General features: G+C 58.6%; 18 protein-coding genes and 1 pseudogene. 3 read left to right on the top strand and 16 right to left on the bottom strand.

Translation table 11 applies throughout. The annotated features are described in order from the left end of the window. Positions 1-159 precede the first annotated feature (159 nt). The 10 genes from AB4N84_RS15470 to AB4N84_RS15425 all read right to left on the bottom strand — a co-directional run bounded on the left by AB4N84_RS15470 (position 160) and on the right by AB4N84_RS15425 (position 16,284). A complete protein-coding gene (locus AB4N84_RS15470) occupies positions 160-2,382 on the bottom strand; it encodes an alpha/beta hydrolase (protein ID WP_460042117.1) in 2,223 nt (740 codons plus the stop codon). Positions 2,383-2,856: 474 nt separating this feature from the next. Then, entirely contained in the window at positions 2,857-3,789 is a 933-nt protein-coding gene (locus AB4N84_RS15465) for a glutathione S-transferase family protein (protein ID WP_460042116.1), read from the bottom strand. Between the two features lie 64 nt (positions 3,790-3,853). Further along, entirely contained in the window at positions 3,854-4,183 is a 330-nt protein-coding gene (locus AB4N84_RS15460; RefSeq protein ID WP_074753758.1) for a GIY-YIG nuclease family protein, read from the bottom strand. An 83-nt stretch (positions 4,184-4,266) separates the two neighbouring features. After that, on the bottom strand, positions 4,267-9,675 hold the full coding sequence (locus AB4N84_RS15455) for an NEL-type E3 ubiquitin ligase domain-containing protein (protein ID WP_460042115.1): 5,409 nt from the start codon (positions 9,673-9,675) through the stop codon (positions 4,267-4,269). A 123-nt stretch (positions 9,676-9,798) separates the two neighbouring features. After that, the gene (locus AB4N84_RS15450) at positions 9,799-10,284 is read right to left on the bottom strand and encodes a nuclear transport factor 2 family protein (RefSeq protein WP_074753756.1); all 486 of its coding nucleotides are present in this window, start codon (positions 10,282-10,284) and stop codon (positions 9,799-9,801) included. 87 nt (positions 10,285-10,371) lie between these two features. Then, a complete protein-coding gene (locus tag AB4N84_RS15445; protein ID WP_460042114.1) occupies positions 10,372-11,667 on the bottom strand; it encodes a CynX/NimT family MFS transporter in 1,296 nt (431 codons plus the stop codon). Between the two features lie 455 nt (positions 11,668-12,122). Beyond that, a complete protein-coding gene (locus AB4N84_RS15440) occupies positions 12,123-12,887 on the bottom strand; it encodes an amino acid ABC transporter ATP-binding protein (protein WP_062386562.1) in 765 nt (254 codons plus the stop codon). A 10-nt stretch (positions 12,888-12,897) separates the two neighbouring features. Next, positions 12,898-13,995, bottom strand: coding sequence for an amino acid ABC transporter permease (locus tag AB4N84_RS15435; RefSeq protein ID WP_074753751.1), 1,098 nt, complete (start codon positions 13,993-13,995; stop codon positions 12,898-12,900). Between the two features lie 10 nt (positions 13,996-14,005). After that, on the bottom strand, positions 14,006-15,187 hold the full coding sequence (locus tag AB4N84_RS15430; protein WP_460042113.1) for an amino acid ABC transporter permease: 1,182 nt from the start codon (positions 15,185-15,187) through the stop codon (positions 14,006-14,008). Between the two features lie 65 nt (positions 15,188-15,252). Beyond that, positions 15,253-16,284, bottom strand: a complete 1,032-nt coding sequence (locus tag AB4N84_RS15425; RefSeq protein ID WP_346832579.1) for an amino acid ABC transporter substrate-binding protein — start codon at positions 16,282-16,284, stop codon at positions 15,253-15,255. Positions 16,285-16,773: 489 nt separating this feature from the next. Between AB4N84_RS15425 and AB4N84_RS15420 the strand changes: the two genes are divergently transcribed. Together AB4N84_RS15420 and rhlB are read left to right on the top strand one after the other, a co-directional pair. Further along, positions 16,774-17,430 (top strand): alpha/beta hydrolase, encoded by a 657-nt coding sequence (locus tag AB4N84_RS15420; protein ID WP_074753745.1) that lies wholly within the window; start codon positions 16,774-16,776, stop codon positions 17,428-17,430. A gap of 107 nt (positions 17,431-17,537) precedes the next feature. Then, positions 17,538-19,007, top strand: a complete 1,470-nt coding sequence (gene rhlB / locus AB4N84_RS15415; protein ID WP_460042112.1) for an ATP-dependent RNA helicase RhlB — start codon at positions 17,538-17,540, stop codon at positions 19,005-19,007. 109 nt (positions 19,008-19,116) lie between these two features. On the opposite strand, the gene moaE is transcribed toward rhlB, so the two are convergent. The 5 genes and pseudogenes from moaE to AB4N84_RS15390 form a co-directional block, all read right to left on the bottom strand. Beyond that, the gene (gene moaE / locus AB4N84_RS15410) at positions 19,117-19,578 is read right to left on the bottom strand and encodes a molybdopterin synthase catalytic subunit MoaE (protein ID WP_460042111.1); all 462 of its coding nucleotides are present in this window, start codon (positions 19,576-19,578) and stop codon (positions 19,117-19,119) included. Between the two features lie 2 nt (positions 19,579-19,580). Then, complete coding sequence (locus AB4N84_RS15405) at positions 19,581-19,832, bottom strand: MoaD/ThiS family protein (RefSeq protein ID WP_074753739.1); 252 nt, start codon at positions 19,830-19,832, stop codon at positions 19,581-19,583. Continuing rightward, entirely contained in the window at positions 19,829-20,314 is a 486-nt protein-coding gene (gene moaC / locus AB4N84_RS15400; protein WP_074753737.1) for a cyclic pyranopterin monophosphate synthase MoaC, read from the bottom strand. The genes AB4N84_RS15405 and moaC overlap by 4 nt, the downstream gene beginning before the upstream one ends. A 157-nt stretch (positions 20,315-20,471) precedes the next feature. Further along, on the bottom strand, positions 20,472-21,866 hold the full coding sequence (locus AB4N84_RS15395) for a PhoH family protein (protein WP_074753735.1): 1,395 nt from the start codon (positions 21,864-21,866) through the stop codon (positions 20,472-20,474). Positions 21,867-22,294: 428 nt separating this feature from the next. Beyond that, positions 22,295-23,458, bottom strand: a pseudogene (locus AB4N84_RS15390) (polysaccharide deacetylase family protein); the annotation flags it as partial. A gap of 280 nt (positions 23,459-23,738) precedes the next feature. Here AB4N84_RS15390 and yaaA point away from each other — a divergent pair. After that, positions 23,739-24,518, top strand: coding sequence for a peroxide stress protein YaaA (gene yaaA, locus AB4N84_RS15385; protein WP_460042110.1), 780 nt, complete (start codon positions 23,739-23,741; stop codon positions 24,516-24,518). A gap of 62 nt (positions 24,519-24,580) precedes the next feature. On the opposite strand, the gene AB4N84_RS15380 is transcribed toward yaaA, so the two are convergent. Continuing rightward, on the bottom strand, positions 24,581-25,201 hold the full coding sequence (locus AB4N84_RS15380) for a hypothetical protein (RefSeq protein WP_460042109.1): 621 nt from the start codon (positions 25,199-25,201) through the stop codon (positions 24,581-24,583). Positions 25,202-25,220 lie beyond the last annotated feature (19 nt).

The following is a 25,220-nucleotide window of genomic DNA, read 5'->3' as shown; positions in this document are numbered from 1 at the left end:
GCAGTGCGATTAAAAAAAACGCCAGCGCTGGCGAACCGGACTGCAAGCACCGATGCTGCGCTCCCGATATACGTCGCACCGTTCTCTCTAGCCATTCCCTCTAGCCGTCCGCTCGGACGGCGTTCTGTATGCAAACCCTGGCGCGCTAACCTGGCGGCACTAGTGCGCGGGAAGGATGAGCAGTGCGCGCTCCTGGTCAAACAACGCATTTGACAGTGCCACCGTCCTTATAACCGACAGGGTCCTGTCATTGCCTAAATCGAAGTGTTCACCTTTGAACCCTCCTGCCGGAATTCTGAATGAGGCGGTGATCGAGGTTCGTCCGGGTTCAAAAACCAATGGGGGAGTATCAATACTCATAAAACTCTGGACGGTGTGCAGGATGTTCATGGTTAGTCGCAGAGAAACGGGACTCGAGCTCGCCTCGGATAATCTGACTTTTACCTCTATCTCCTGCTCCAGCCCAGTAGGCAAGGTAGAAACAGACTCCACACTTACGAAGGGAAGCGTTAACGGCTGGGGCTGCCCGAGAGACGGGGTCACCAACGCAATATCAGAAATATAAATATTGCCCCCGTGAGGCAAAACAATCGCCAGCGTGTCCAGAACCTTGGGCAAGCCTGTGGAAATGGTACCCAGCGGTAACAAGACTTGCTGTTTGAGAAACGTATCCACGCCGGGAACCATTTCGGGGATCGGCCAGAGCACGCAGCCTTCTTGGCCGAGTTCCAAACGACTTCCGTTCAGGTAAATCTGCACTTCAACGCCTGCCTCATCATTCTCGACAGCAAAATGAGCCACGTGAAAACTGAGATGCGTATAACGCGAGGGATCGACCAAGACACCCTTCTCCGGAGGGCTCAGTAGCAGCTCGGCTGAAGATGACCCAGAGTCGCTTTTTAGGTTTAGAAACGTGTGGTAGCCGTAATGCGCATATCGCAGATCCTCGCCAAACGAGGATTTGCCTTTCAGTTCACCACTGCCTTTCACAATTTGCCATTGCCAATTTCCTTGGCCGGGTGACGGATGATCGGCGTACATCGTTTCAAAGCTTTGTAACGTATAGCGACTTGATGAAGGAAAGTGCGCACTGCTCCTGACGTCTGCTTTAGGTAATGTGGGTGCTTTGACGGGTGAGCCGTCAAACAAGCTTAAAAAAGCCGGTTCCTTACCCAGCGTCAGGCGAAAAAAACCACTGATATATATCTCCGCTAACCTACGCTGCTCACTTGCACTCAGACGTGTAACTTCAACGTCACCCCATGCGTTTTCTGCATCATCCGTGCCCAAAGGAAAACCAGGCGACCAGTACTTGTTGAAATAATTATGATTGGCGCCCAACCAAAAAACCGAACTGTGCAGGGCATCACCGGCAATAGCATACCGAGAGATATCAGAATAGATCTGGGACTCTAGATTCACAACATCGCCATCCAGAAAAGGCAGAATGGCTGCGGTATGGATATTGGGCAGCGGTATCTTTTCCATCGCTGTGCCACCCAAAAATAAGGCCGCACTGATACCAAAGCCCATTTTATGAAGTCGATTCAGTGTAATTGCTCTGGCAATACCATCTCCACCCCGAGAGTGGCCGACCAGCCCTATGCTATCCAAATCCAACCTGCCCGTAAGGTAAGACAGTTCAGGACAGTTACCGCTGTTCGCACGCGACAACAGTTGCAGGTGTTCCAGGATCAGATGCCCGCGTAACCTCCCACCGTCCGGTATATAGCCGCCTTCTTTTCGATTCACACCGTTGGCGGATACGGAGACGACAACATAGCCATGGCTGGCAAGTGCTGATGCTGTAGAGGCGTAGCCCTTATAATTAGGGAGGGCAGATTCATTTGCCGCGCAAGGCCAGATAATAGCTCCTGGCCCGCCACTCTCGCTCAGGCAGGTTTGGTGCCTTCCGTGTATAAAAACCACGATCGGACAGTGGAGTACTCGCGCAACCGGCAGATGCACCTCAGCGCGAAGCTCCACCTTGTCATCAATTCCGGGAAGCGCCAGTATTTCATCGCCAAAATCATATTCCTTGCGAGTCACCTTATATGGACCAGGCGAGGCAGGATCCGGAGCCGTCGGCCATGCTGATCGGTCACCACGCTTGTTGCTGGCAGACGGTTTTCGTATCGACGGCCTAGGCTTGCGGGAGAACAACTGGTGAGGCGTTGTAACCTCTGTGATCTTATCCACTTGCGCAACTGAAATATAAACTCTCAGCGTTTTCTGATCGGGCATCAACGTAGCATCACGCACAACACCATCAACAATCAGCTTTGGATACGCACCCTTCGGATAACCGGGTTCATCGAGAAGATACTCTATATAGTCCGCATTACGATCGCGACCGTACCACCAGTTTATTTTACTCATCATCCATGACCCTCTCGCTGACCACTGAAAATATCAATACTCGGGAAGCGACGGTTATCTGTCGCTTTACCCAGGAGCTAACAGCAGCCAACCAGCCCCGTCAACTATCAAACACCCTGCTACACACGACTCACCGACTGCAGCGCTCGGTGATTCAACGCGAACGAGAGGTGTAAAGTCCGGTGACCCATCAATCAAATCCGCTTGTTCGCGGCACTTCAATTGAAATATATACAACCCTGACCATTGGACTTCACAACAAGGACGGTCACAGGATATGAAAGTATCTCATCACTTTCACTTTATCGAACGTTCAGAGAAATCATACACAACACCAACGCAATTACTACTGTCAGAAATGACAGCCACTCATCATCCAAGACGCATCATCAAGAATGCTTTCACGTAAAAAGCTTTTTGCTTATGCACTTGTATGATGAGGCGTGGGTCACTCACGCCTTATCATCGATGTCGGGGTTAACCCTTCTGGATGCGAAACCCATAGCGCGGAACATGCACGTGCACGATCCCGGCACGCTCATCTTCACGGCGCAGAATGATTTCTTCGCGACCACTGAACACCAACTCGCCATGCACAGCGTCTACCCCGTAATCCACCGCAGAGACGCTGACCTGCTGCCCCACCTCGAATCCGTTTGGATCAGTGAAGACCTCATCCGGCAGCGGCGCTGGCGATGCGTTGCGCGCGATCTCGATGGCGTCGGCCGGGCTCAACTCACTGGCCGCGCCATGACCAAAGCCCACCACGCGCTGATACCAGGCCAGCACCGCCGGATAGTCATCGACAAAGGGAGCGGTGACAGGGGTCTGCTTGAGAAACCACAACGTATGCGCCACCGAGAAGTCGGCAATCGACGGAGCGCCCAACAGGAAATCACCGCTGCGTTCCAACTGCGTCTCCAGGCGCCCCATCAATGTCGGCCATTGATGCTGTGCCAGTTCCAGAGGCACGCGGGTCGCAGTACCGCCGTCGAAAAACGTCGCGCGGTCGGCGACGAAGGCTTTAACGCCCTCAGGCGGCACTTTGGCGAAGCGCACCGCCAGCGAAGCCGGCTGAAACACCAGGCTGACCGAGTGCAGGAACAGCACGGTGTCCGCCCAGTTCGCCAGGCTTGCCGAGGTGAACTCCTGGCCTTCGGGGAAAAACGTCGGCGATGACTTTTCAGCTTCAAGACGGCGGGCAATGAGCGCGGTGTCGCAGTAGATATCGGCACCGACCTGCAGCACCGGGGTTTTACGATAGCCACCTGTCAGCGCAGTGACGTCAGGTTTGGGCATGATCGGCGGGACGGTCACCGAACGCCACGACAGCCCCTTGAAGCCAAGCATCAAGCGCGCTTTCTCGGAGAACAGGGACGTTGGGTAATGATGAAGAATCAGTTCTGACATGCTTCGGGCCATCCGCAGGGGTAAATCAGCAGCTTAGCTGCCTGGGCGCGCGTGGCCTACCCGCTCAGGCTGATGGCGGCGCATCACCGCTGTGGATAAAGCTCGCCGCCAGCGCTTCTTTTGCCTGTTTGCGTAGTTTCTTGATCAGGCGTTCCTGGCGCAGCGCTTCGCCCTTGTCACGGCACGCTTCGACATACACCAGTGCAACAGCAGGGCTTGAAAAGAAAAAGCGCGCGCCCTTGCCGCTCTGGTGTTTTTGGAATCGGCGATAAGGGTCGTCGCTGATGCCGCAGTACAGAGCCCCGTTGGCGGCGCGCACCAGGTAGACGAACCACGGTTTGATCACCAGAGGGATCGGCGGCGCCTGGGTCTCATCAGCGGAGGGTGTCGGCATCATTCATCAACAAAGGCAGCAACGAAAAAGAGCAGCGATTCTAGCAGACGCTGCTCCTGTTCTTGCCGCCTTTGCCGCGGTTGTCAGTTGCCGTAGGTGAGGCCAGCCTGAATCGTCAAGGTGGAAATCAGCTCGGCTTCACGCCGTTTCTGATCGTCATCCATCGCCTTCGCACGCTCCAGATAGGCTTGATCCAGTTCAGGAAACTGATCTTCCAGCCGCTCCCGCTCCTGAGCGAAAACGCTCTCCAGTTCAGCGAACGCCTGAGCATGGGACTCACGTAACCACTTCTGCCAGAACTCACAGTTCGAGGCCGTTCGCAGAAATTCATCGGACGTTTCGCTCTGCAGTACACGCGCCGCGACGTCGGAAATTTCAGTCTCGGTCAGGGCAGCCGCTTCGCGGTACAGCATGTTAGCCGGTGCCAGTGGCAGGTCGAGCCGCTCGGCAAGGCCGACGCGATACGCCATCCTGACTTCCGCTGCATCGCGCGCGCCGGTGTTCTCACGCGCCATTCGGTCGACGGCATCCAGGCGGTAGAGCCGGCGCATCAGTCGATACAAGGTGCCGCCACGCTCGTTGTCGGGAATGCCGAGAAGCGAGGTGCGCGAAAACACTTGAATCTCGATCTGATTGAACTCCAGACGAACGCCGTCTTCGCAGGTTCTGTTGCTGATCGCTTCTTCGGCCATGCCATTGAGCAACACCCGAAGATCCGAGTCCGCGGCGGCGGCCTGCAACACTGCCCATAGCCGTGATGTCAGCGACGCCCTTGCCCTGAGGAAATCCGCAGAGCGCCGTAGTCGACCGATCAGGCTGAGCAGGCTGCGCGCATCGCCCGCCGCTTCGATTCCCGCCCAGGCCGTGCGCTGCATCGCCTGCGTGCTGTCATCGCCCACCAGCCAATGATCCACTGAGTCGGGGGCTTCATCAGAGCTGTCATCCTCCGAGTCGGTTTCCATGAAGTCATTGGGCAGGTCCATGTAAAACGCAAACGGTCTGTCGGGTCCCTCGCTCAGATGGGCGCGCTCCATGGTATCGAGGGTCAGCGGATTCCCGGTCAGAATGATCTCGCTGCGTGCCGTATGGCTGCGAGGATTATCCAGAAGAGCCTCTGGCAGTTCCGTCAGTCGGTTTTCTGCCAGAGACAACGAATACAGATGATTGGGCAGCAGCTCGGTGAGCCATGCAGGGCAGTGTTCGAGCCCCATGCTTTCCAGCGTCAAGGACTCCCAGCGCCGATGAGTGATCGCCTGTGTGTCGATCGTTTCACTCAGGCGATTGGCGCTGAGATCCAGATGACGTAACTGCGGCAACTGACAGAAGAAATCAAACGCAGCCTGATCGATCAGCATCCCGTGTCCCGACAGGCCGATCTCCCTCAGGTTGGGCAGCTCATGCAGCGAGGCTGGCGGTGCCAGCAAAGGCGGCACTCGTGTGCCACTGATGTCGACCGTCGTCGCATTTTGAAAACGCCGGATCAGCGCATTCAACGACTCGTCGCCTGCGCGAATATCGTGCAGATCCAGGCCTGTAAACGTCTGGTAGAACGCCTCTGGCAAGGACAACGGGAAGGCTTCGAGAGGGACCGAGTCAAGCCTCAGCGGCAGCGAAACGCGCCCGCTTGCATTGCTTCGCCATTGCTCCAGCAGCGTGTCTCGCAGGGCAATTCGGACGCCTTGCGTCGGCATTGATGCGCCCGCATCCGCGACCCAGCGACTCAGCGCCGTTTCGATCTCGGTTTGCGTCGTCAACAAAGCGTCAATCAGCGGGCGCAGCCGGGCCGGTATGTACAATTCAAAGCGAAATGCAGCGCCAGGCCTCGCCTGATAAAGGCAGGCTTCGATGACCGTACGACGGGGCAGCAGATTTCCCGACAGGTTTATGGCTGTTGGCGAAGCAGCGTCGTGCATGTTGTGCAGAACATGGTCCGGCAAATCGGTGATGCGGTTGTCTGCCAGAGACACTTCCCTGACCTGGTCGGGTACCCAGTCGTTGAGCCACAGCGGCCAGCGGGTCAATCGCGTTCGGTCGAGCACCAGGCGATCGAGCACAAGCGGTTCCATGCGCACGGTCAGGCTCAGCGAATCGAGATTGTTGCCGCTCAAATCCAGCCGTCTTAACTGTCGCATGCGCCGGAATTGATCGAAGTCAGACACGCTGAACGTGAGCTGTTGGCGGCTCAGGTCCAGCTCACGCAACAGCGGGCAGCTGTCGGCGATCACCTGAGGGAGCGCGCTCATGGGCGCCAACACGGGCGGGATGCCAGACGGGTTGACCACGGCCAGCGAGTGCACCCGCGTGAAGCGACGTAAAAACTGGCCGATCTGCTCGGCATAGTCGGCAGCGGGCACGCCGTGCGCAAGCAGGTAGCTAAGGGATATCCGCTCCACACGTGCGAAGAAAAACTCAGGCAGGCGCGCAGGAAAATCCATGATGGACGCGGCGGATATCTTCAAGACCGCAGCATCTGGGGCCGTCGAGAAGCTAGCGCTCTCCCACCACGCAAGAATGGCCTCCGCGATCCAGGTTCTGCTGTTCTCCTGCAACACGTTCATGCTTGGCAGTTCTGTTGAGCGCCATGCCCACGCGTCGAGGTCCGCGCGCAGGGCTGATCGCTCGTCCAGCAGCACGTCGAGACGCTGATTGAGGTCGCCGTTGGAAGCCTGTGGATGGGCACTGCGCAACGCATCCAGCGCGGTCTGCGGGTTCATCTGCCCCAGTTCCAGCCGCGCGATCTTGTCGAGCAGATGATCCTCCAGGACAAACCCCGGCAGACGCCCTCTGCCGCTCAAGCCATACCCCAGTCGCCCCTTGAGCATGCGCTGCGGCTGATTGAAGCGCAGGGGTTTGGAGACCTGCCCGAGCAAGTCGGCACTCTGCTGACGATCCGAGGCCGCAAGCCTGGCCAGGCGCTCGTTCAACGCCTCGGCTTGCCAGACATGGGGCAAACCGATGGCCCGACGCGGCCCGTCCGGCAGCGCGTGCATCAGCGCATCACACAGGTTATTGCCGTCAGGCGGCATGCTGTTCAAGTCATTCCCTTGCGCGTCGTACGCCAGGTAGCCGCCATTTCGTCTCACCAGCGTTTTCGGTTCAGCGGCGTCGGCACTGCCCACGTTGTCGAGCAAAGGCCCGTGTCGACTGCCATCGCGCAGTTCGATGCGCACCGTGTCGGACCATCCGGGCAACCTCGCAAGCAGGCGCAACCGCAGGGTGTCGGTATCGGGACTCACCACAGACTTGAGGTGAAACCCCTCCAGAGCGCGGTTCAGCCGGGTCTGACGCAACTGCCAGACGGCCGCCTCGGCGTGGCGCAAGGCAACCCGCCCAGTGTCCAGCATCTGTTGTCGCTCGACCGTTGACGCATCGGCCACGATGTCCTCGGCGACGTGCGACGGCAGCCCGGGAAAATCGCGTTGCATCCGTTGCACCGCAGGATCGTCCGAGTGCTCGCTGGCCTGATACAGCTCAGCAAATCGTTCGCGCGGTGTGCGGTCGGCGACATGCGGCTCCGATTGAACCCGAGCGGCCAGTTGAAAGCGCTTGATCGTGTCCCGGAGATGACCGGGCGGCACCGCTGACTGCCCGTGGACCTCGCGCAACAGCGCCTCGTCAGTACCCGTCACGGACAGAATCTGGCCTGCGGCGGCATCACTCAACCCCGCGACGCTGTGTCCAAGCCGCGTGAACAGCTTGCGGGCACTCCATTGCGCCACGTCTTCGCCGAAGTGTTTGAACGCGCCTACCCCGTTACGCTGCAACGGCAGTGAGACGTGACGCATCGGATCGGGGTGCTTGAGCGCCCACTTGTTGACGTGGGCTTCATGATGAAGCTCGTAGGTGCGGTCTTCGATCTGAATGTAGCGCTTGCCATTGACCGTGGTGACGCCGTCGATATCAGGACTGAGGCCCTCGGGTAACACCACATCGACCTGAAACGGCGAGATGGCAGGCTTCCAGAGTCGGGTCTGGCCGTTCGCCAACTTCACGGGAACCAGGTCCGCGATGAAGTGGTTGCTCTGTATGGGAGGCGGTTCAGGCAGGCGAGCGGTTGCACCGGCTTTGGCCAGGGCGGCCATGAACGCGAGGTTCGTCGCTGCGTCCATCAAATGGCCAACGCCCTGCTCAAAGTCGTCATGACTGAGGTCTTCCAGGCCGTGATACACCTCGCTCATCAGCTCGGCGCTGGCATAAACGAACAGCAGATTGCCAAGCAACGGCACGTACAACGCCGCCACGTTGGCAAGGGTCAGCCCGAGGTTGAGCCAGCGTTGCAGGCGCTTGCGGCGAGTCAGTGCATCTTCGTCCTCGGTAGGCACCGCCAGGAATCGAGCGTTGTCCTTGATCAGAGACATTTGCTGCGCATACATCGAGCGAAACAGGTTGCCCTCGATCGGATCAGACTCAATCAACAGTTGGGCGGAGTGATCGGCTTGATGCTCCCACAATCCGGTAGTGAAGCGGTTGCCGTCCATGGGCTGCAAGGGGAACAGGTGCCGGTTCAACCGTTCGAAAAAACTGGCCCGGTTGCGCTCGCCGATCAAACTCGCAAAAAACTGCTGGTACTTGAGGTCCATCAACCGCGTGCGAAGGTCGCTCTCGATCTCTGCCATCGAGGCGTACTCTTTCATCGGGCAGATAGGGTCCTGCGGGATGTACAACACGATGGGGACCTGAGTGAAGGTCCAGGTCCGCGCCGGGCGAATCACGGTCACCCGCAAAATGTCGTGTTCGAGCAGCCTCAACCCTTGTATCAGCAACGGGTGACCGTCGAGTTTTGGGGAGGGGCGATTCATGGCCAGATCAATAATGGCCGAACCGAATGACGCAGAGACCTGTTTTCTGAGGGTTGCTGCACGGGCATACAGTTCCAGGTCGGCGCGGTCGTTGCTGATGAACAGACCGCGCATGTTGAGGCGCGCTACCTCGGGACCATCGCCGGCTCTGGATTCAGGCTCCAGCACGCTGTTGAGGTGGTCCTGGTATTTCTGCCCCAGGTTCAGGTGTCGGCTGAGGTCGACAAATTCTTCGTACTTCATCTTCTCAGGGTGTGGAAAACCGTCGGCACCGAGCAAGCTGAAGCGGTCGAAACCGCTGGTCACTGACTCTTCTCGCTCGTAGTTATGCATGGCGGCCTCCAGCAACGTATGCGTCACCGAGGAAGGGTCTGCGTGGCCGTGCAACGTGATGCCGAAGAACCTGTCCTGCACAGGATTGAAGCGCTTGCCGAAGCGGGCATCGAGCGCGTCGGCCAGGAGCGGTGTGCAAAAGGCGTCAAGGCCCTTGAGGGGTTCGAGCGCCTTTTTGAGGTCAGCCTTGCAGGTTCGACTCAGTCGAAGCGCCTCTATATAGGCCTTGCGCTCAGAAGGCGACGCCTCGATGAAGCCTGAAGGCAGTTGCGCCTGGAGGGTTGTCAAAACGGGGTCCAGGGCGAATTGCTGGCGCAGTTGTTCGAGTTTGCTTGCGTCGTTGTCCGGGGAAGTGGGCACAGTCGATGTCCTTATCAGCCTCAATAAAGACACGACGTAAACTGATTTTCGGCATGTGGACGCGTTACATAGTTACCGCATCAGAGGCGAATGCCCCTTGAGCGTGGACGTAAACGCACGGTGTCAGCGCCCTGTCTGAAACGCCTTCAAGCCCTTTTGCGCCTGCGCACGGATGGCGTTCTGCACGAGCGGCGTCCAGCCCAGCAGCGCCCCTTTGGCACCAAGCGCCTGACGCGACCAGCGCCACAGATCGAAATGGTCGTGGTGCTCGCAGATTTTGCCGTCGCGAAAGACGAACCGTGCCTGGATGTCGTTGATCACCGTACGCCCGGTCTGGCTGAACAGGTAAGTCGCGACCCAATGCGCGCCGCCGGAGCGCTCGTCAGCGCGGACCTGGTCGAAACGAACCGAGAAATCCCGCGCCTTCGACGTCAGCATGCGCCACATGTCGCCTGCCTCACGACCGCGTAACTCCCCGAACACCGGGTCGCTGAACAGCACATCCTCGGTGTAGCAGGCCGCCATCGCCTCGGCATCCAGGCGGTTGAAGGCATCGTAGAACCGGTAGATCAGGTCGGTGTTGGATTGACTCTGATTGAGGTCGCTCATGCGTGGCGCATCCATGGGAAGAGATGACTGCACGATAAGCGCCAATCGCCTCTTTTGCCATGGACATTCGTGGCCCGAATAGCCGCCTCAGATCTTCTCGCTGGTGACGTCTACGTACAGCGCGCGCCCGGCGCCCATGCCCGCCAGGATCGCGGCGACGCCGATGATGCCGAAAATCCAGCCCACGGCGCTCCAGTTGCCGGTCCAGTCATGCACCACGCCGACGGCGAACGGGCCCAGCGAGGCCAGCGTATAACCCACGCCTTGCGCCATGCTCGAGAGGTTGGCAGCGACGTGAGAATCACGGGAGCGCAGCACGATCAGGGTCAGCGCCAGACTGAACGTGCCGCCCTGCCCCAGCCCAAGAACCACGCCCCAGACCCACAACTGATTCAGTGGCGCATACAGGCAGCCGTACAAGCCCGCCAGGGTCAGCAGCATCACCAGCAGAATCGCCAGTCGCTGATCCTTGCCCCGCGTCGCCAGCCATGGGGCGGTCAGCGAGCTGAGCAACTGAACCATGATCGAGCCTGATAACAGCAACCCGGCTTCGGTCGGGGTCAGCCCGCGACCGATGAGAATCGACGGCAACCAGCCAAACACGATGTAGGCCAGCGACGATTGCAGGCCCATATACAGCGTCACTTGCCGCGCCAGACGGTCGCGGAACAGACCGCGCACGCGATAGGCCGCTTGATGCTGACCATGGCGCTGGCGCGTCTGCGGCCACCAGAAGAGTGCCGCGAGCACGGCCGGCACGATCCAGAATCCCAGCCCGAGGGTCCAGCTGCCTCCAAAATAGTGGCTCAGCGGCACAGTCGAACCGGCGGCCACTGCGGCCCCCAGACACAACGCCATCGTGTACACGCCGGTCATGGTCCCCGCTTGTTTGGCGAAGTCGCGCTTGACGATACCCGGCAGCAACACACCAATGATGCCAATGCTCGCGCCAGACAAAATGCTGCCGGCGAACAGGCCGACCTCGCCGAATGAACTGCGCAGGAGAATTCCGCAGGTCAGGGTCAGCAGAATGCCCAGGACGACGCGCTCACTGCCAAACCGCCGCGCCAGAATCGGCGCCAGCGGCGCGAACAACCCCAGGCACAGCACGGGCAGCGTTGTGAGCAGACCGGCCTTGGCCGCCGACAGCCCCAGGCTTTTTGACACCTCACTCAACAAGGGCGCCATGCTCGACAACGCCGGACGCAGGTTCAGCGCCACCAACACCAGCCCGAACAACAGAAACCACGGACGTTTCAACACGGGATGAGACTGCTGGACGTGGTCGTCATCGGCCTCCGCGTCGATCAGCAGTTCTTCGATTTCATGATGTTTACGGGAAGGGGATAGCGTGTCGCTCGCCAAAGGCGCCTTGGTCGTCATGGGATTCTCGTGGGGGCAGGATGTGTAACAGCGCATTGCGCAAAGACGTAATCCTGTTGGAGTTCGGCAAAGAACACAAGTTTTGCGAAGATTGCGTACAGTTTTCCTCGGCCTGCTTTCATGCACTCAACCTGCGTCGAGCTTTAGACCTGCGGGAGCTTGGGCTGGGCGGCATTCCGATGAATGAGGTGGGTCAGCGGTATCAATGATGAATGGCACACCGCATTCGCCACCGTCGTAACCTCCGGCAGCTCCTACAGAGACTGCGTGGAAGCCTGTGTCCGAATCCGGATCCGTGTCGAGCGGGTCCGAATCCGGATCCGTGTCGAGCGGCGACTGCTGTAATGGATCTCCAGCAGGATCGCCTTCATGGCTTCGGTCACCTGTAGGAGCGCGCCCCAAAACAAAAAACCCGGACACAAGGTCCGGGTTCTGAGGGTGTTACCGCTGCTGACTCAGTGCAGGATCTGGCTGAGGAACAGTTTGGTGCGGTCGCTTTGCGGGTTGTCGAAGAAGTCGTTCGGGGCGGCTTGTTCGACGATTTCGCCTTTGTCCATGAAGATCACGCGATTGGCCACGGTGCGGGCGAAGCCCATTTCGTGGGTCACGCAGAGCATGGTCATGCCTTCTTCAGCCAGACCGACCATGGTGTCCAGAACCTCTTTCACCATTTCCGGATCGAGTGCTGACGTAGGCTCGTCGAACAGCATGATTTTCGGCTTCATGCACAGGGCACGGGCGATGGCCACACGCTGTTGCTGACCACCGGACAGCTGACCCGGGTACTTGTGCGCCTGCTCCGGAATGCGTACGCGCTCCAGGTAGTGCATGGCGATTTCTTCCGCCTTTTTCTTCGGCATCTTGCGCACCCACATCGGCGCCAGCGTGCAGTTCTGCAAGATGGTCAGGTGCGGGAACAGGTTGAAGTGCTGGAACACCATGCCGACTTCGCGGCGGATGGTTTCGATCTGCTTCAGGTCAGACGTCAGCTCGGTGCCATCGACGATAATGCGACCTTGCTGGTGCTCTTCCAGACGGTTCAGGCAGCGAATGGTGGTCGACTTGCCCGAGCCCGACGGGCCGCACAATACGATACGTTCGCCCTGACGCACGTTCAGGTTGATGTCTTTCAATACATGGAACTGGCCGTACCACTTGTGTACGCCTTCCATCCGGATCATGCCTTCGGCGCCCAGAGGCTTGCTGATAGCTTCACTCATCACATAACTCCTAACGCTTGTGGCCTGTGTCCAACTTACGCTCCAAATGCATGGAGTAGCGGGACATACCGAAACAGAAGATCCAGAACACCAGGGCCGCGAATACGTAGCCCTCGGTCGCCATGCCGAGCCAGTTCGGGTCGGCGGCAGCTTGCTTGACGCTGTTAAGCAGGTCGAACAGGCCGATGATGATCACAAGGCTGGTGTCCTTGAACAACGCGATCACCGTGTTGACCAGACCGGGAATGACCAGCTTCAGGGCTTGAGGCAGAATCACCAGCCCCATCCGGCGCCAGTAACCCAGGCCCATCGCAGCGGCGGCTTCGTACTGACCTTTGGGAATCGCTTGCATGCCGCCACGCACCACTTCGGCCACATAGGCCGACTGGAACATGATCACACCGATCAAGGCACGCAGCAGTTTGTCGAAGTTCATGCCTTCTGGCAGAAACAGCGGCAGCATCACCGACGACATGAACAGCACGGTGATCAGCGGAACGCCACGCCAGAACTCGATGAAGGTCACGCACAGCACGCGGATGGCTGGCATTTCCGAGCGACGACCCAACGCCAGCACCACGCCCAATGGCAAAGCACCTGCGATACCGACGGTGGCGATGACCAGTGTCAGCATCAGGCCGCCCCATTGACTAGTCGCCACGTTGACCATGCCGAAGATGCCGCCATGCAGCAGGAAGTAGGCAACGATCGGGTAAATGACCAGGAACGACAGACCGTAGATGGCCTTGCGCGGCATCATCTTGATGAACAGCGGTGCGGCACCGATGATCGCCAGCCAGACGGTCAGGTCGACCCTCCAGCGCAGTGCCTGCGGGTAGTACCCGTACATGAACTGGCCGAAGCGCTGTTCGATGAACACCCAGCAGGCGCCAGCCTTGGTGCAGTCGGCGCGTGTAGTGCCGATCCAGTTGGCGTCGAAAATTGACCAGCTCAGCAAGGGGGGAACGATCAGCCAGATCAGGTAAATCGCGAACAGGGTCAACAGGGAGTTGATCCAGCTCGAGAACAGGTTCTGGCGCATCCATGCCACCGGGCCGAAGACTTTGCTCGGCGGCGGCATGTCGGGTTTGAAAGTATGGGATGTCATGCGCGTTTCCTCACCGCTCGATCAGCGCAATGCGCTTGTTGTACCAGTTCATCAGCAGGGAAATGCTGATACTGATCGCCAGGTACACGCTCATGGTGATGGCAATGACTTCGATGGCCTGGCCGGTCTGGTTGAGAACGGTGCCGGCAAACAGCGAAACCATTTCCGGATAACCGATACCCGCTGCCAGCGAGGAGTTCTTCGCCAGGTTCAGGTATTGGCTGGTCAATGGCGGAATGATCACCCGCAGCGCTTGCGGGATGATGACCTTGCGCAGCGTAGGACCTGGGCGCAGGCCCAGCGAACGTGCGGCTTCGGTCTGGCCGTGGCTGACCGACTTGATGCCCGAACGCACGATTTCGGCGATGAACGCCGCCGTATAAACCGTCAGGGCCAGGGTCAACGCCAGCAGCTCGGGGATCAATACCCAGCCGCCGACAAAGTTGAAGCCCTTGAGCTCAGGGATCTCCCAATGCACCGGCGCACCGAAGATCAGCGAACACAGCGCAGGGATGACGATGAACAGGGCCAGGCCCGCCCAGAATTTATGAAACGGAACGCCTGTCGCCTCGAAACGTTTATTTGCCCATTTGGCCATCAATACGATGGCGACGATTGCCAGAATCACACTGATCACGAACGGCCATGCAGCGTCGGTCGCGATCGCTCCGGGCATGTTCAGGCCACGACTGCTGACGAAGAACGAACCGAAGAAGCCGTGAGCGGCGCGAGGGCCCGGTAGCGTCAGGAACACCGCGAAGTACCAGAACAGGATCTGCAGCAGAGGCGGAATGTTGCGGAAGACTTCGACGTAGACCGTCGCCAGTTTGTTGATGATCCAGTTGTTGGACAGACGCGCCACACCGACGATGAAGCCGAGCAGGGTCGCGAGAATCACGCCGATGAAGGTCACCAGCAGCGTGTTGAGCAAACCAATGAGGAAAACCCTCGCGTAACTATCCGATTCCGTAAACGGAATCAGGTGTTGCGCGATGCCGAAGCCGGCGCTGTTTTCGAGGAAACCGAAACCTGAGTTGATACCCCGGTGTTGCAGGTTGGTTTGGGTGTTATCGAACAGATACCAACCCATCGCGGCTACTGCGATAACCGTGATTATCTGAAATAGCCACGCACGCACTTTGGGATCGCTGAGGGATAGCCTCTGCTTTGGTGCGCTGATTTGATTTTGCATGAAGTGCCCCAGAAAAAATGGAACGAAGTACCCGGCTGCGCGTTACGCAGCCGGGTACAGGTCAATCAACGCACAGGTGGTGCGTATTGAATGCCGCCAGCGTTCCACAGAGCGTTCTGACCACGGTCAATAGCCAGAGGCGTGCTTTTGCCCAGGTTCTTCTCGAAGATCTCGCCGTAGTTACCTACTTGCTTGACGATCTGAACGACCCAGTCCTTCTTCAGTTTCAGCTGCGGACCGTAGTCGCCGTCAGCACCCAGCAGACGGGCTACGTCAGGGTTTTTGGTGGATTTGGCTTCGGCTTCAACGTTCTTGGAAGTGATGCCTGCTTCTTCAGTGTTCAACAGGGCGAAACCGACCCAGCGAACCAGGGTGGTCCACTCTTCGTCACCGCGAGCGACGACTGGGCCCAGTGGTTCTTTGGAGATGGTTTCAGGCAGAACGACGTAGTCGGTAGGTTTAGCCAGCTTCGAGCGCTGTGCGTACAGCTGCGACTTGTCGGAGGTCAGCACGTCGCAACGACCGGATTCCAGCGACTTGGCGCTTTCATCGGAGGTATCGAAGGTGATCGGGGTGTATTTCAGGTTGTTGGCGCGGAAGTAGTCGGAAACGTTCAGCTCGGTTGTGGTACCGGCTTGAATACAGATGGTCGCACCGTCCAGTTCCTTGGCGCTCTTCACGCCCAGCTTGCTGTTGGCCAGGAAGCCAACGCCGTCGTAGTAAGTCACGAAGCCCGGGAACATCAGACCCATGCTCGCATCGCGAGAGCTGGTCCAGGTGGTGTTACGCGACAGGATGTCGATTTCGCCCGATTGCAGCGCGGTGAAACGCTCTTTGGCGTTCAACTGGCTGAACTTGACCTTGGTTGCATCACCGAAAACAGCGGCAGCAACAGCGCGGCAGAAGTCGGCGTCGATCCCCTTGATGGTGCCGCTTGCGTCTGGGACCGAGAAACCCGGCAGACCGTCGCTCACACCGCACTGGATAAAGCCTTTTTTCTGGATCGCATCCAGTTTAGCGCCCGCTTGAGCGAAACCAGTGATACCGAGTGCTGCTGCGGCGGCCACTACAGCCAGGGTGGATTTCAACATCTTCATTCAAACCTCCAGTTTGCTCTTTGTTGTGTAGGAGCTTTAGCCCCGTCGCACCCTTGTGAGGCATTAATGACCCGTGTTGGCTTGTTTTTGGGTCATGCGACGTAAGACCCGAACCCGAAACCGGTATCTTGCGTTTCGTCCACCGCGCCTGCGGATTCGATTTGGTCAAGCGGACTGAAGCCCCATGATGTCCTTGAACCCCGAGGTTCAAAGCGAATCGTGCCTGGAATCCCGATCGATGGACTCCGTGCTGCCCCGACGTAACAATAGGCTGAATGATTAATGGCCCATTAGTGTTACCGCCTGAGGTGAGCGCCTTCACTCCGGGGGATGTGTAGCAAAGCCCGTACCACCATGCTGGCAAAGTCGAATTAGCGACAGGTCAAGATCAAAACTTGTAACCTTGCGACATCTTCTTTCATATCTGAATCCGGCCACGCACCGCGTTAAAGCGCCGCGCCAGAGCCATCGCACACAAATGGAGCACACATGAGCGAACCCCTGATCATCGAGCCGGAAAAAACCGCCGATGCCTGCGTCATCTGGCTGCATGGCCTGGGCGCCGACCGCTACGACTTCATGCCCGTTGCAGAGGCGCTGCAGGAGACATTGCTGACCACGCGATTCGTCTTGCCGCAGGCGCCCACCCGCGCTGTCACGGTCAACGGCGGCTATGAAATGCCAAGCTGGTATGACATCAAGGCCATGAGCCCGGCGCGCGCGATTGATCGCGACCAGCTGGAGGGCTCGGCGCAGCGCGTCCTGACCCTGATCGAAGCGCAACGAGACAGCGGCATCGACCCCGCGCGCATCTTCCTCGCCGGCTTCTCTCAAGGTGGCGCCGTCGTTCTGCACACCGCCTTCATGCGCTGGGAAGGCCCATTGGGCGGGGTTCTGGCGCTCTCGACGTATGCGCCAACGTTCAGCGATGAAATGGTCCTTTCGGCCAGCCAGCAGCGCATTCCGGTGTATTGCTTGCATGGCATCTACGATGAAGTCGTTCAAAACGCCATGGGCCGAACCGCTTACGAGCAGTTGAAAGCCAAAGACGTCACCGCGACATGGCAGGAATACCCAATGGGCCACGAAGTGTTACCGCAGGAAATTTCCGACATAGGTGTCTGGCTCGGGGATCGGCTGCGTTAAAACGCCATTTGTTCCTTTCATTTGTCGTGCGGATTTGGTATGGCACTACGCCGCGCCGGGTTCTTGCTTTACACTGCCCGGCGTACATTCCTTAATCAATCGACGAGATGACCGTGCTCAAAGCACTTAAAAAAATGTTCGGTAAAAGCGAGGCTGAGCAGCTCGCACCCGCTGCTCCCCTCCCCGTATCCAAAAGCCCGACCGAAGGCTCGTACCGGGAAACAGCCTCCCCTGTCGCGCCTGCTGCGCCAGCAGAGGTTTCGAGTCAACCCGCCGCTCCACGTCCCAAGGCCGAACGCCCACGTCGTGAGCGCGCGCCCAAACCTGTCGTCGCGCCATGGAAAGTCGAAGACTTCGTGGTCGAGCCGCAGGAAGGTAAAACCCGCTTTCATGATTTCCCGCTCGCCCCTGAGCTGATGCACGCCATTCAGGATCTGGGCTTCCCTTACTGCACGCCGATTCAGGCCGGTGTCCTGGGCTACACGCTCAAGGGCAAGGATGCGATCGGTCGCGCGCAGACCGGTACGGGCAAGACGGCCGCGTTCCTGATCTCGATCATCACGCAACTGACCCAGACCCCGCCGCCGAAAGAACGCTACATGGGCGAACCCCGTGCGCTGATCATCGCGCCGACCCGCGAGCTCGTGGTGCAGATCGCCAAGGACGCTGCGGCACTGACCAAGTACACCGACCTCAACGTCATGACGTTCGTCGGCGGCATGGACTTCGACAAGCAGCTCAAGCAACTCGAAGCCCGTCATTGCGACATCCTCGTGGCAACCCCAGGCCGTCTGCTGGACTTCAACCAGCGCGGTGAAGTGCATCTGGACATGGTCGAAGTCATGGTGCTGGACGAAGCGGACCGCATGCTCGACATGGGCTTCATCCCTCAGGTGCGCTCGATCATCCGCCAGACCCCGCACAAAGGTGAGCGCCAGACGCTGCTGTTCTCCGCGACGTTCACCGAAGACGTCATGAACCTGGCCAAGCAATGGACCACTGACCCTGCGATCGTCGAAATCGAATCGCTGAACGTCGCCAGCGACACCGTCGAACAACATGTTTATGCCGTCGCTGCAGCGGACAAATACAAGCTGCTGTTCAACCTGATCAACGACAACGGTTGGGAACGCGTGATGGTCTTCGCCAACCGCAAGGACGAAGTGCGTCGCATCGAAGAGCGCCTGGTGCGCGATGGCGTCAACGCCGCGCAATTGTCGGGCGACGTTCCGCAACACAAGCGCATCAAGACGTTGGAAGGCTTCCGCGAAGGCAAGATTCGCGTGCTGGTGGCCACCGACGTGGCAGGTCGCGGGATTCACATCGACGGCATCAGCCACGTGATCAACTTCACGCTGCCGGAAGTGCCGGACGACTACGTCCACCGTATTGGCCGTACGGGTCGTGCGGGCGCCGACGGCGTTTCCATCAGTTTCGCCGGTGAAGACGATTCGTATCAGCTGCCTTCAATCGAAGAGAAGCTGGGCCGCAAGATCAGCTGCGAAATGCCGCCGACCGAGTTGCTGCGGGCGGTTGTGCGTAAGCCACGGGTTGAGCCTGCGGCAGACTCTGAATAACGTCTTTGCCCTTGTAGGAGCGCGCTTGCCCGCGATGAGATCGTGCCAGCGATATTTATGTGGCTGACACACAGCCATCGCGGGCAAGCGTGCTCCTACAAAAATCGAGCTAAAGCTCGGCTTTTTTCCAGCGATCCGCAGCGACGTGATCGCTGTCACGCCCTTCAACCCAGCGCGGCCCTTCTGAGGTGTTTTCTTTCTTCCAGAACGGCGCGCGGGTTTTCAAATAATCCATGACGAAATCGCAGGCTTCGAACGCGGCCTGTCGATGGGCGCTGGCGACGCCGACGAACACAATCGGCTCACCCGGCTCCAATTCCCCGACGCGGTGCAGCACCTCGATCTTGAGCAGCGGCCAGCGCTGCTGGGCCTCTTCGGCGATCTTGCCCAACGCCTTTTCGGTCATGCCCGGATAGTGTTCCAGAAACATCCCCGACACGTCCCGGCCGTCGTTGAAATCCCGCACGTACCCGACAAAACTCACCACCGCACCCACGCCCACGTTGGCGTCGTGCATCGCGTTGACTTCAGCGCCAGGATCGAACGCCGTGGCCTGTACCCGAATCGCCATCTTCAACCTCCGGTCACAGTCGGGAAGAAGGCCACTTCATCGCCCGCTTCGACGGGTTCATTCAGCGAGCACAACGCCTGATTGCGGGCGCACATGATGTTCTGCTCAGCCAGCACGTCCCAAACCCCACCGCGCGCGAGCAAATGGTCACGTATCGCGCCGACCGTGGCGAAGCCGCCCTCGAGATCCTCGCTTTCGGTTCCCAGCGTCTCGCGGAAACGGGCAAAGAACTGAACCTGAACGTGAATAGTCATGGCGCCTCCCCTTTTTCATCGGCCACGAAGTGCCCGCTTTTGCCGCCCAGCTTTTCCAACAAACGCACGTGCTCGATGACCATGGCGCGATCAACAGCCTTGCACATGTCGTAGATCGTCAGCGCCGCAACGCTGGCGGCGGTCAGCGCTTCCATTTCCACACCGGTCTGCCCCGAGAGCTTGCAGCGGGCCACGATGTGGACGGTGTCGGCCCCTTCGGCATTGAGCTCGACCTTGACGCTGGTCAGCATCAACGGGTGACACAAGGGAATCAGGTCGCTGGTTTTCTTCGCGGCCTGAATCCCGGCGATACGCGCCACAGCAAACACATCCCCTTTCGGATGGCCACCGGCGACGATCATTTGCAGGGTTTCGGGCAGCATGCGCACGCGGGCTTCGGCCACGGCTTCACGGGACGTCACCGCTTTTTCAGTGACGTCGACCATATTGGCGCGACCTTGGGAATCGAGATGAGTAAGCACGGAGTGACTCCTGAACAGGAGCGAGGATTGTAAACCCAAATGCAAAAAGAACTGTAGGAGCGCGCTTGCCCGCGATTGCGTCGGACCAGTGCCAGCTTCGGCGACTGATCTACCGCGATCGCGGGCAAGCGCGCTCCTACAGGGTTAAGCGGCGATCTTACAAATGACTCTCCGCATACTCAGCCAGGATCGAGCGTGGAACCCCTTGCAGGGTAATGTGCACGCCGTTGGGGAAATCCTTGAAGCGCTCCGTCAGGTAGGTCAGGCCGGAACTGGTGGCCGACAGGTAAGGGGTGTCGATCTGCGCCAGGTTACCCAGGCAGACCACCTTGGAACCGGCACCGGCACGGGTGATGATGGTTTTCATCTGGTGCGGGGTGAGGTTCTGGCACTCGTCGATCAGGATCAGGCTTTGCTGGAAACTGCGGCCTCGAATGTAGTTAAGGGATTTGAACTGCAACGGCACTTTGCTGAGGATGTAGTCGACACTGCCATGGGTGTTTTCATCGTCCATGTGCAGCGCTTCCAGGTTGTCGGTGATCGCACCCAGCCAAGGCTCCATCTTCTCGGCCTCGGTGCCTGGCAAGAACCCGATCTCCTGGTCGAGACCCTGCACACTGCGGGTGGCTATGATGCGGCGATAACGCTTGCTGACCATGGTCTGCTCAATGGCAGCGGCCAGCGCCAGAATGGTCTTGCCGGAGCCCGCAGCGCCCGACAGGTTGACCAGATGAATATCGGGATCGAGCAGCGCGAACAGCGCCAGGCCTTGATAGATGTCACGCGGTTTCAGGCCCCAGGCTTCCTGGTGCAAGAGCGGTTCCTGGTGCATGTCCAGCAACAGCAATTCATCCGGTTTGACGCCTTTGACCCAGCCGACGAAGCCCTGCTCGTCGATGATGAACTCGTTAATGTGAACGGCCGGGATCTGCTCCGTCATCTGCACTTTGTGCCAGGTGCGGCCGTGGTCCTGGCGCGTGTCGACCTTGCTGACGCGATCCCAGAAGGAACCGGTCATGGTGTGATAACCCCGCGACAGCATCGACACGTCATCGACCAACTGGTCGGTGCTGTAGTCTTCGGCCGCGATCCCGCAGGCACGCGCCTTCAGGCGCATGTTGATGTCTTTGGTGACCAGCACGATGCGCATGTCCTTTTTGCGCGCATGCAGGTCGATCAGCTGATTGATGATGATGTTGTCGTTCAGATGCTCGGGCAGAAGGCTGTTAGGCTCTTCGCGCTTGTTCATCAGGATGGACAGATAACCCTTGAAAACGCCTGTACCGCGATCAATCGGTACGCCTCGTTCGACCTCCTCCGGGGTCGCTTCGCCCAGTGTCTTGTCGATCAGCCGAATAGCCTGGCGGCATTCCGCAGCGACCGAGTGTTTGCCCGCCTTGAGCTTGTCCAGTTCTTCGAGGACCGTCATGGGGAGTGCAACGTGGTGTTCTTCGAAATTCAGCAGCGCGTTTGGATCATGAATCAATACATTGGTATCGAGCACATAGAGGATTGGCTGGTTAGAGGAAGGGGTGCGTCCGTGGTCATCCATACTCGCTCACCTTTGTAGTAGCCAGGTAACGCGACACACAGTCGATGTCGCGCTACGGAAAGGCCGCCGAGGCTCTCTCCTTCAGGCAGAAGAGACGTGCGCAAAGTGGGGTCTGGAGGGACGCCACCTGTGTTGCAGGGTTCGGCGGTCTGTTGTCGTAATACCGCAAAACCGATGACATAAAAAAGCGTTTTGAGTGGAATTTGAAGTTTATTTCACAGCGTGACGAATAGCCCTTGGCGGATGGTTCCCACGCGTTTACAGTCGGAAGTCCGGTCGGGGGGAAATCCTCGAAAAAATCCGACCGATCCTACCGGTTTACTTCCCTATTCCCCTTGTTTTACGGGCTCTTCAGCCTGTTTTGTCGAAGACTGGCTGGCATCCGGCATTTGATCCTCCGGTTGTTCGTCTGCAGGCTCCTCAGCGTCTTCATCGTCGGGCTCCGCCTGATCGGTTTCGTCCGACAGTTGCTGCGGATAAATATGACAGTCTTCCCACACCACACCACTTTGCGCGGTATTGGCCATCAGCCATGGCACGGCCTGTTGCGGTTTGTCCGTGCTGTCGTGGAACACAATGTTTCCGTGGCGCCATAGAAGCATCAGTGTCAGCACACGGTGCGCGGCCTGTTCGGCGCTGATGCGGCCGGTCGCGTCCTGGGAGTCGATGTTCCATAGCGAGACGCGCAGCTGCTGATCACGGAAAAACTGCGCGCTGTCCGCCCGGCGATGGCCGTACGGCGGCCGAAACAGCGGCACGAAGTTGTCTGGCAGGGTCTGCTGCACCAGCGCGGCACTGCGCTCGATTGAGTCCTGCCAGTCGTTCCAGTGCGCGTGCGAACGGTACTCCCAGCCTTGGATACCCACACATTGCTGGCGATACACCGTCTGCAGCGCTTGTGCAGAACTGGCGTCCAGCCGGGTCTGCAGGTTTTTACCGAGCACGAAGAACGTGGCGTTGATTTTCTGCTGACGCATGAAATCCGCCAGCCAGTCGGTGGCGCCATCGGCGACCGTAGGGCCGCTCTCGAAATTAAGCAGGAAGGTGCGGTCGGGCATTTCTTCGCCGCTCAACTCGTCCGAGTTGTAGCGCTCGACCTCGCTGCTAGTCTGCGGAAACAGCGCCGCCATGCGCAGCAGTTCGTTCAGGTAACGCTGGTTAAAGGCATCGGCGGGCGCCGCCCAGCGGGCATAAAACGAATCGTCCGCGACTTTGTATTCGGCCGCGCGCTGGCGCAGCATCGGCACGTCATCGACCAGCACGCAGAACGAAGCGTCGGCTTCACAGGACTTCTCGGCGGCTTTCCAGTTGTCAAACAACCGTGTCCACAGTCGATTCCGGATCAGGTTTACGGTGGCCACGTTGATCTGCCGCAAACCGAGGCGCTCGGCCAGCTGGATGTCGCTGATGTTTTCGCTCTCAAGCAACTGATGAGCAAAACTCAGGATCTCGGCACGCGAGGCCACATCGAACAGTTGAGGGGTCTCAAGGACCTCCGGCCAGACACTGCGATCCATCGTCGCAATCTCTCCGGTCGCCGCCTGCGCGTTGAACGCCAGCAGACAGGCACCGATCAATAACGGCATGCGCAAAACGACGTGCTCCCAATCCTTGAATGAAGAGGCCGAAACCGGCGAGGCACTATAGCGGATTTGATGGATTCAGCCGAAAGAACGCCAACGCCTTGTAGGAGCCGGCTTGCTGGCGAAATCGGCAGTGCGCGCACACTGGATGCTGAATCGGCCATTGCATTCGCCAGCAAGCCGGCTGCAGGTTGCCACCGAGGCCCCTGCAGGTACCTATCATCACCATAGCTGGAGTCATCCGGGCACAACCCCTAGAATCGCCTCCACGATTAAAGGAGACGACCGCATGCTGATGGTGATATCCCCAGCGAAGACCCTCGATTTCGAGACACCGCCCACCACCGAACGCTTTACCCAGCCTCAATACCTGGACCATTCACAGGAACTCATCACCCAACTGCGCGAGCTCACCCCCTCGCAGATCAGCGAGCTGATGCACCTGTCGGACAAGCTGGCCGGCCTCAACGCTGCACGCTTCGGCAGCTGGACGCCCGCCTTTACGCCGAGCAACGCCAAACAGGCGCTGCTGGCATTCAAGGGTGACGTCTACACCGGTCTTGCCGCAGATACGTTGAGTGAAACCGAACTCGACTACGCCCAGCAACACCTGCGCATGCTCTCCGGCCTCTACGGCCTGCTGCGCCCGCTCGACCTGATGCAACCGTATCGCCTGGAAATGGGCACCAAACTCGCCAACTCCCGCGGCAAAGACCTTTACGCGTTCTGGGGCGATCGCATCAGCGAATGGCTCAACGAGGCCCTCGCCGAACAAGGCGACGACGTGCTGCTCAACCTGGCGTCAAACGAGTATTTCTCTGCGGTCAAACGCTCAGCACTCAACGCCCGCGTCATCGATACCGAATTCCGCGACCAGAAGAACGGCCAGTACAAGATCATCAGCTTCTACGCCAAAAAAGCCCGCGGCATGATGAGCCGTTTCGTGATTTCCGAACGCATCAACAACCCGGACGACCTGAAGCAGTTCGACGTGCAGGGGTATCGGTATGCGAAGGAACTGTCCAAGGCGGACAAGCTGGTGTTTTTGCGGGATGAAATCCACGATTGATTGCGTGGGTCTGAGGCTGGGGCGAGGCGTTTCGAGTCTGGCCCCAGCGAGTTATTCACGCGTCACCGCAAACCTTTCGCCAATGACTGACTGGCGATGGCGCTAACCCCGTTCAAGGCCAAACGCAAGGTTTCGGGTTCCGTGCCCAGACTCGCTGGCACATAGCCGAGATCGTTCCCGTCGGTGAACGGGGTAACACCTTCGTTCTGCACCCACAACCGCTCGGTGCCTTGCTGCATCACGGCACCCACCTTGATAACCGGGTAAATCACGCCGCTGAACCCATGGGAAATCTGGAAGCCCCAATAATCGACCGTCAATTGAATATGTGCATCGGCCGTTGCTTCATCTCCAACGACGTTCAGCGAAGGGTTCTTGGCGAGTTCAGCGACGAAGTGCTGCTTCACCAGCGCCCCTAGGTCGATCTTTTCAGTGTCGAGGGTTTTGATAATTTCACGTTGTGGAGAACTCGACAGGCTATTCGCCAGAAGAAATCCCAAATAACCCCCAAACGCCATACCGGTGTTCTGCGCGCGGCCGAAATAATGAATCTCGCCCGGCTCCCATTTGACAGGAAGCACCTTGACCGTCTTGATTTGCTCACGATGTTCCGGGGAGAATTTCTGCCCCGCACAACCGGCCAATAAAACAGCGCACAACAGCACAGCGAATAATTTTTTCATATCGATCCTTAATTTTAAA

The sequence above is a fragment of the Pseudomonas sp. S2_H01 genome, from assembly GCF_054668305.1.
The sequence above is the reverse complement of the archived record's forward strand: the minus strand, read 5'-3'. Positions and strand labels throughout refer to the sequence as shown.

Coding starts and splice junctions, on each gene's coding strand:
- rhlB (WP_460042112.1), top strand. CDS start 17,538: ATGACCGTGCTCAAAGCACTTAAAAAAATGTTCGGTAAAAGCGAGGCT.
- AB4N84_RS15435 (WP_074753751.1), bottom strand. CDS start 13,995: ATGACATCCCATACTTTCAAACCCGACATGCCGCCGCCGAGCAAAGTC.
- AB4N84_RS15440 (WP_062386562.1), bottom strand. CDS start 12,887: ATGAGTGAAGCTATCAGCAAGCCTCTGGGCGCCGAAGGCATGATCCGG.
- AB4N84_RS15405 (WP_074753739.1), bottom strand. CDS start 19,832: ATGACTATTCACGTTCAGGTTCAGTTCTTTGCCCGTTTCCGCGAGACG.
- AB4N84_RS15470 (WP_460042117.1), bottom strand. CDS start 2,382: ATGATGAGTAAAATAAACTGGTGGTACGGTCGCGATCGTAATGCGGAC.
- AB4N84_RS15430 (WP_460042113.1), bottom strand. CDS start 15,187: ATGCAAAATCAAATCAGCGCACCAAAGCAGAGGCTATCCCTCAGCGAT.
- AB4N84_RS15420 (WP_074753745.1), top strand. CDS start 16,774: ATGAGCGAACCCCTGATCATCGAGCCGGAAAAAACCGCCGATGCCTGC.
- AB4N84_RS15465 (WP_460042116.1), bottom strand. CDS start 3,789: ATGTCAGAACTGATTCTTCATCATTACCCAACGTCCCTGTTCTCCGAG.
- AB4N84_RS15380 (WP_460042109.1), bottom strand. CDS start 25,201: ATGAAAAAATTATTCGCTGTGCTGTTGTGCGCTGTTTTATTGGCCGGT.
- AB4N84_RS15425 (WP_346832579.1), bottom strand. CDS start 16,284: ATGAAGATGTTGAAATCCACCCTGGCTGTAGTGGCCGCCGCAGCAGCA.
- AB4N84_RS15395 (WP_074753735.1), bottom strand. CDS start 21,866: ATGGATGACCACGGACGCACCCCTTCCTCTAACCAGCCAATCCTCTAT.
- AB4N84_RS15460 (WP_074753758.1), bottom strand. CDS start 4,183: ATGCCGACACCCTCCGCTGATGAGACCCAGGCGCCGCCGATCCCTCTG.
- yaaA (WP_460042110.1), top strand. CDS start 23,739: ATGCTGATGGTGATATCCCCAGCGAAGACCCTCGATTTCGAGACACCG.
- AB4N84_RS15445 (WP_460042114.1), bottom strand. CDS start 11,667: ATGACGACCAAGGCGCCTTTGGCGAGCGACACGCTATCCCCTTCCCGT.
- moaE (WP_460042111.1), bottom strand. CDS start 19,578: ATGGCGATTCGGGTACAGGCCACGGCGTTCGATCCTGGCGCTGAAGTC.
- AB4N84_RS15450 (WP_074753756.1), bottom strand. CDS start 10,284: ATGAGCGACCTCAATCAGAGTCAATCCAACACCGACCTGATCTACCGG.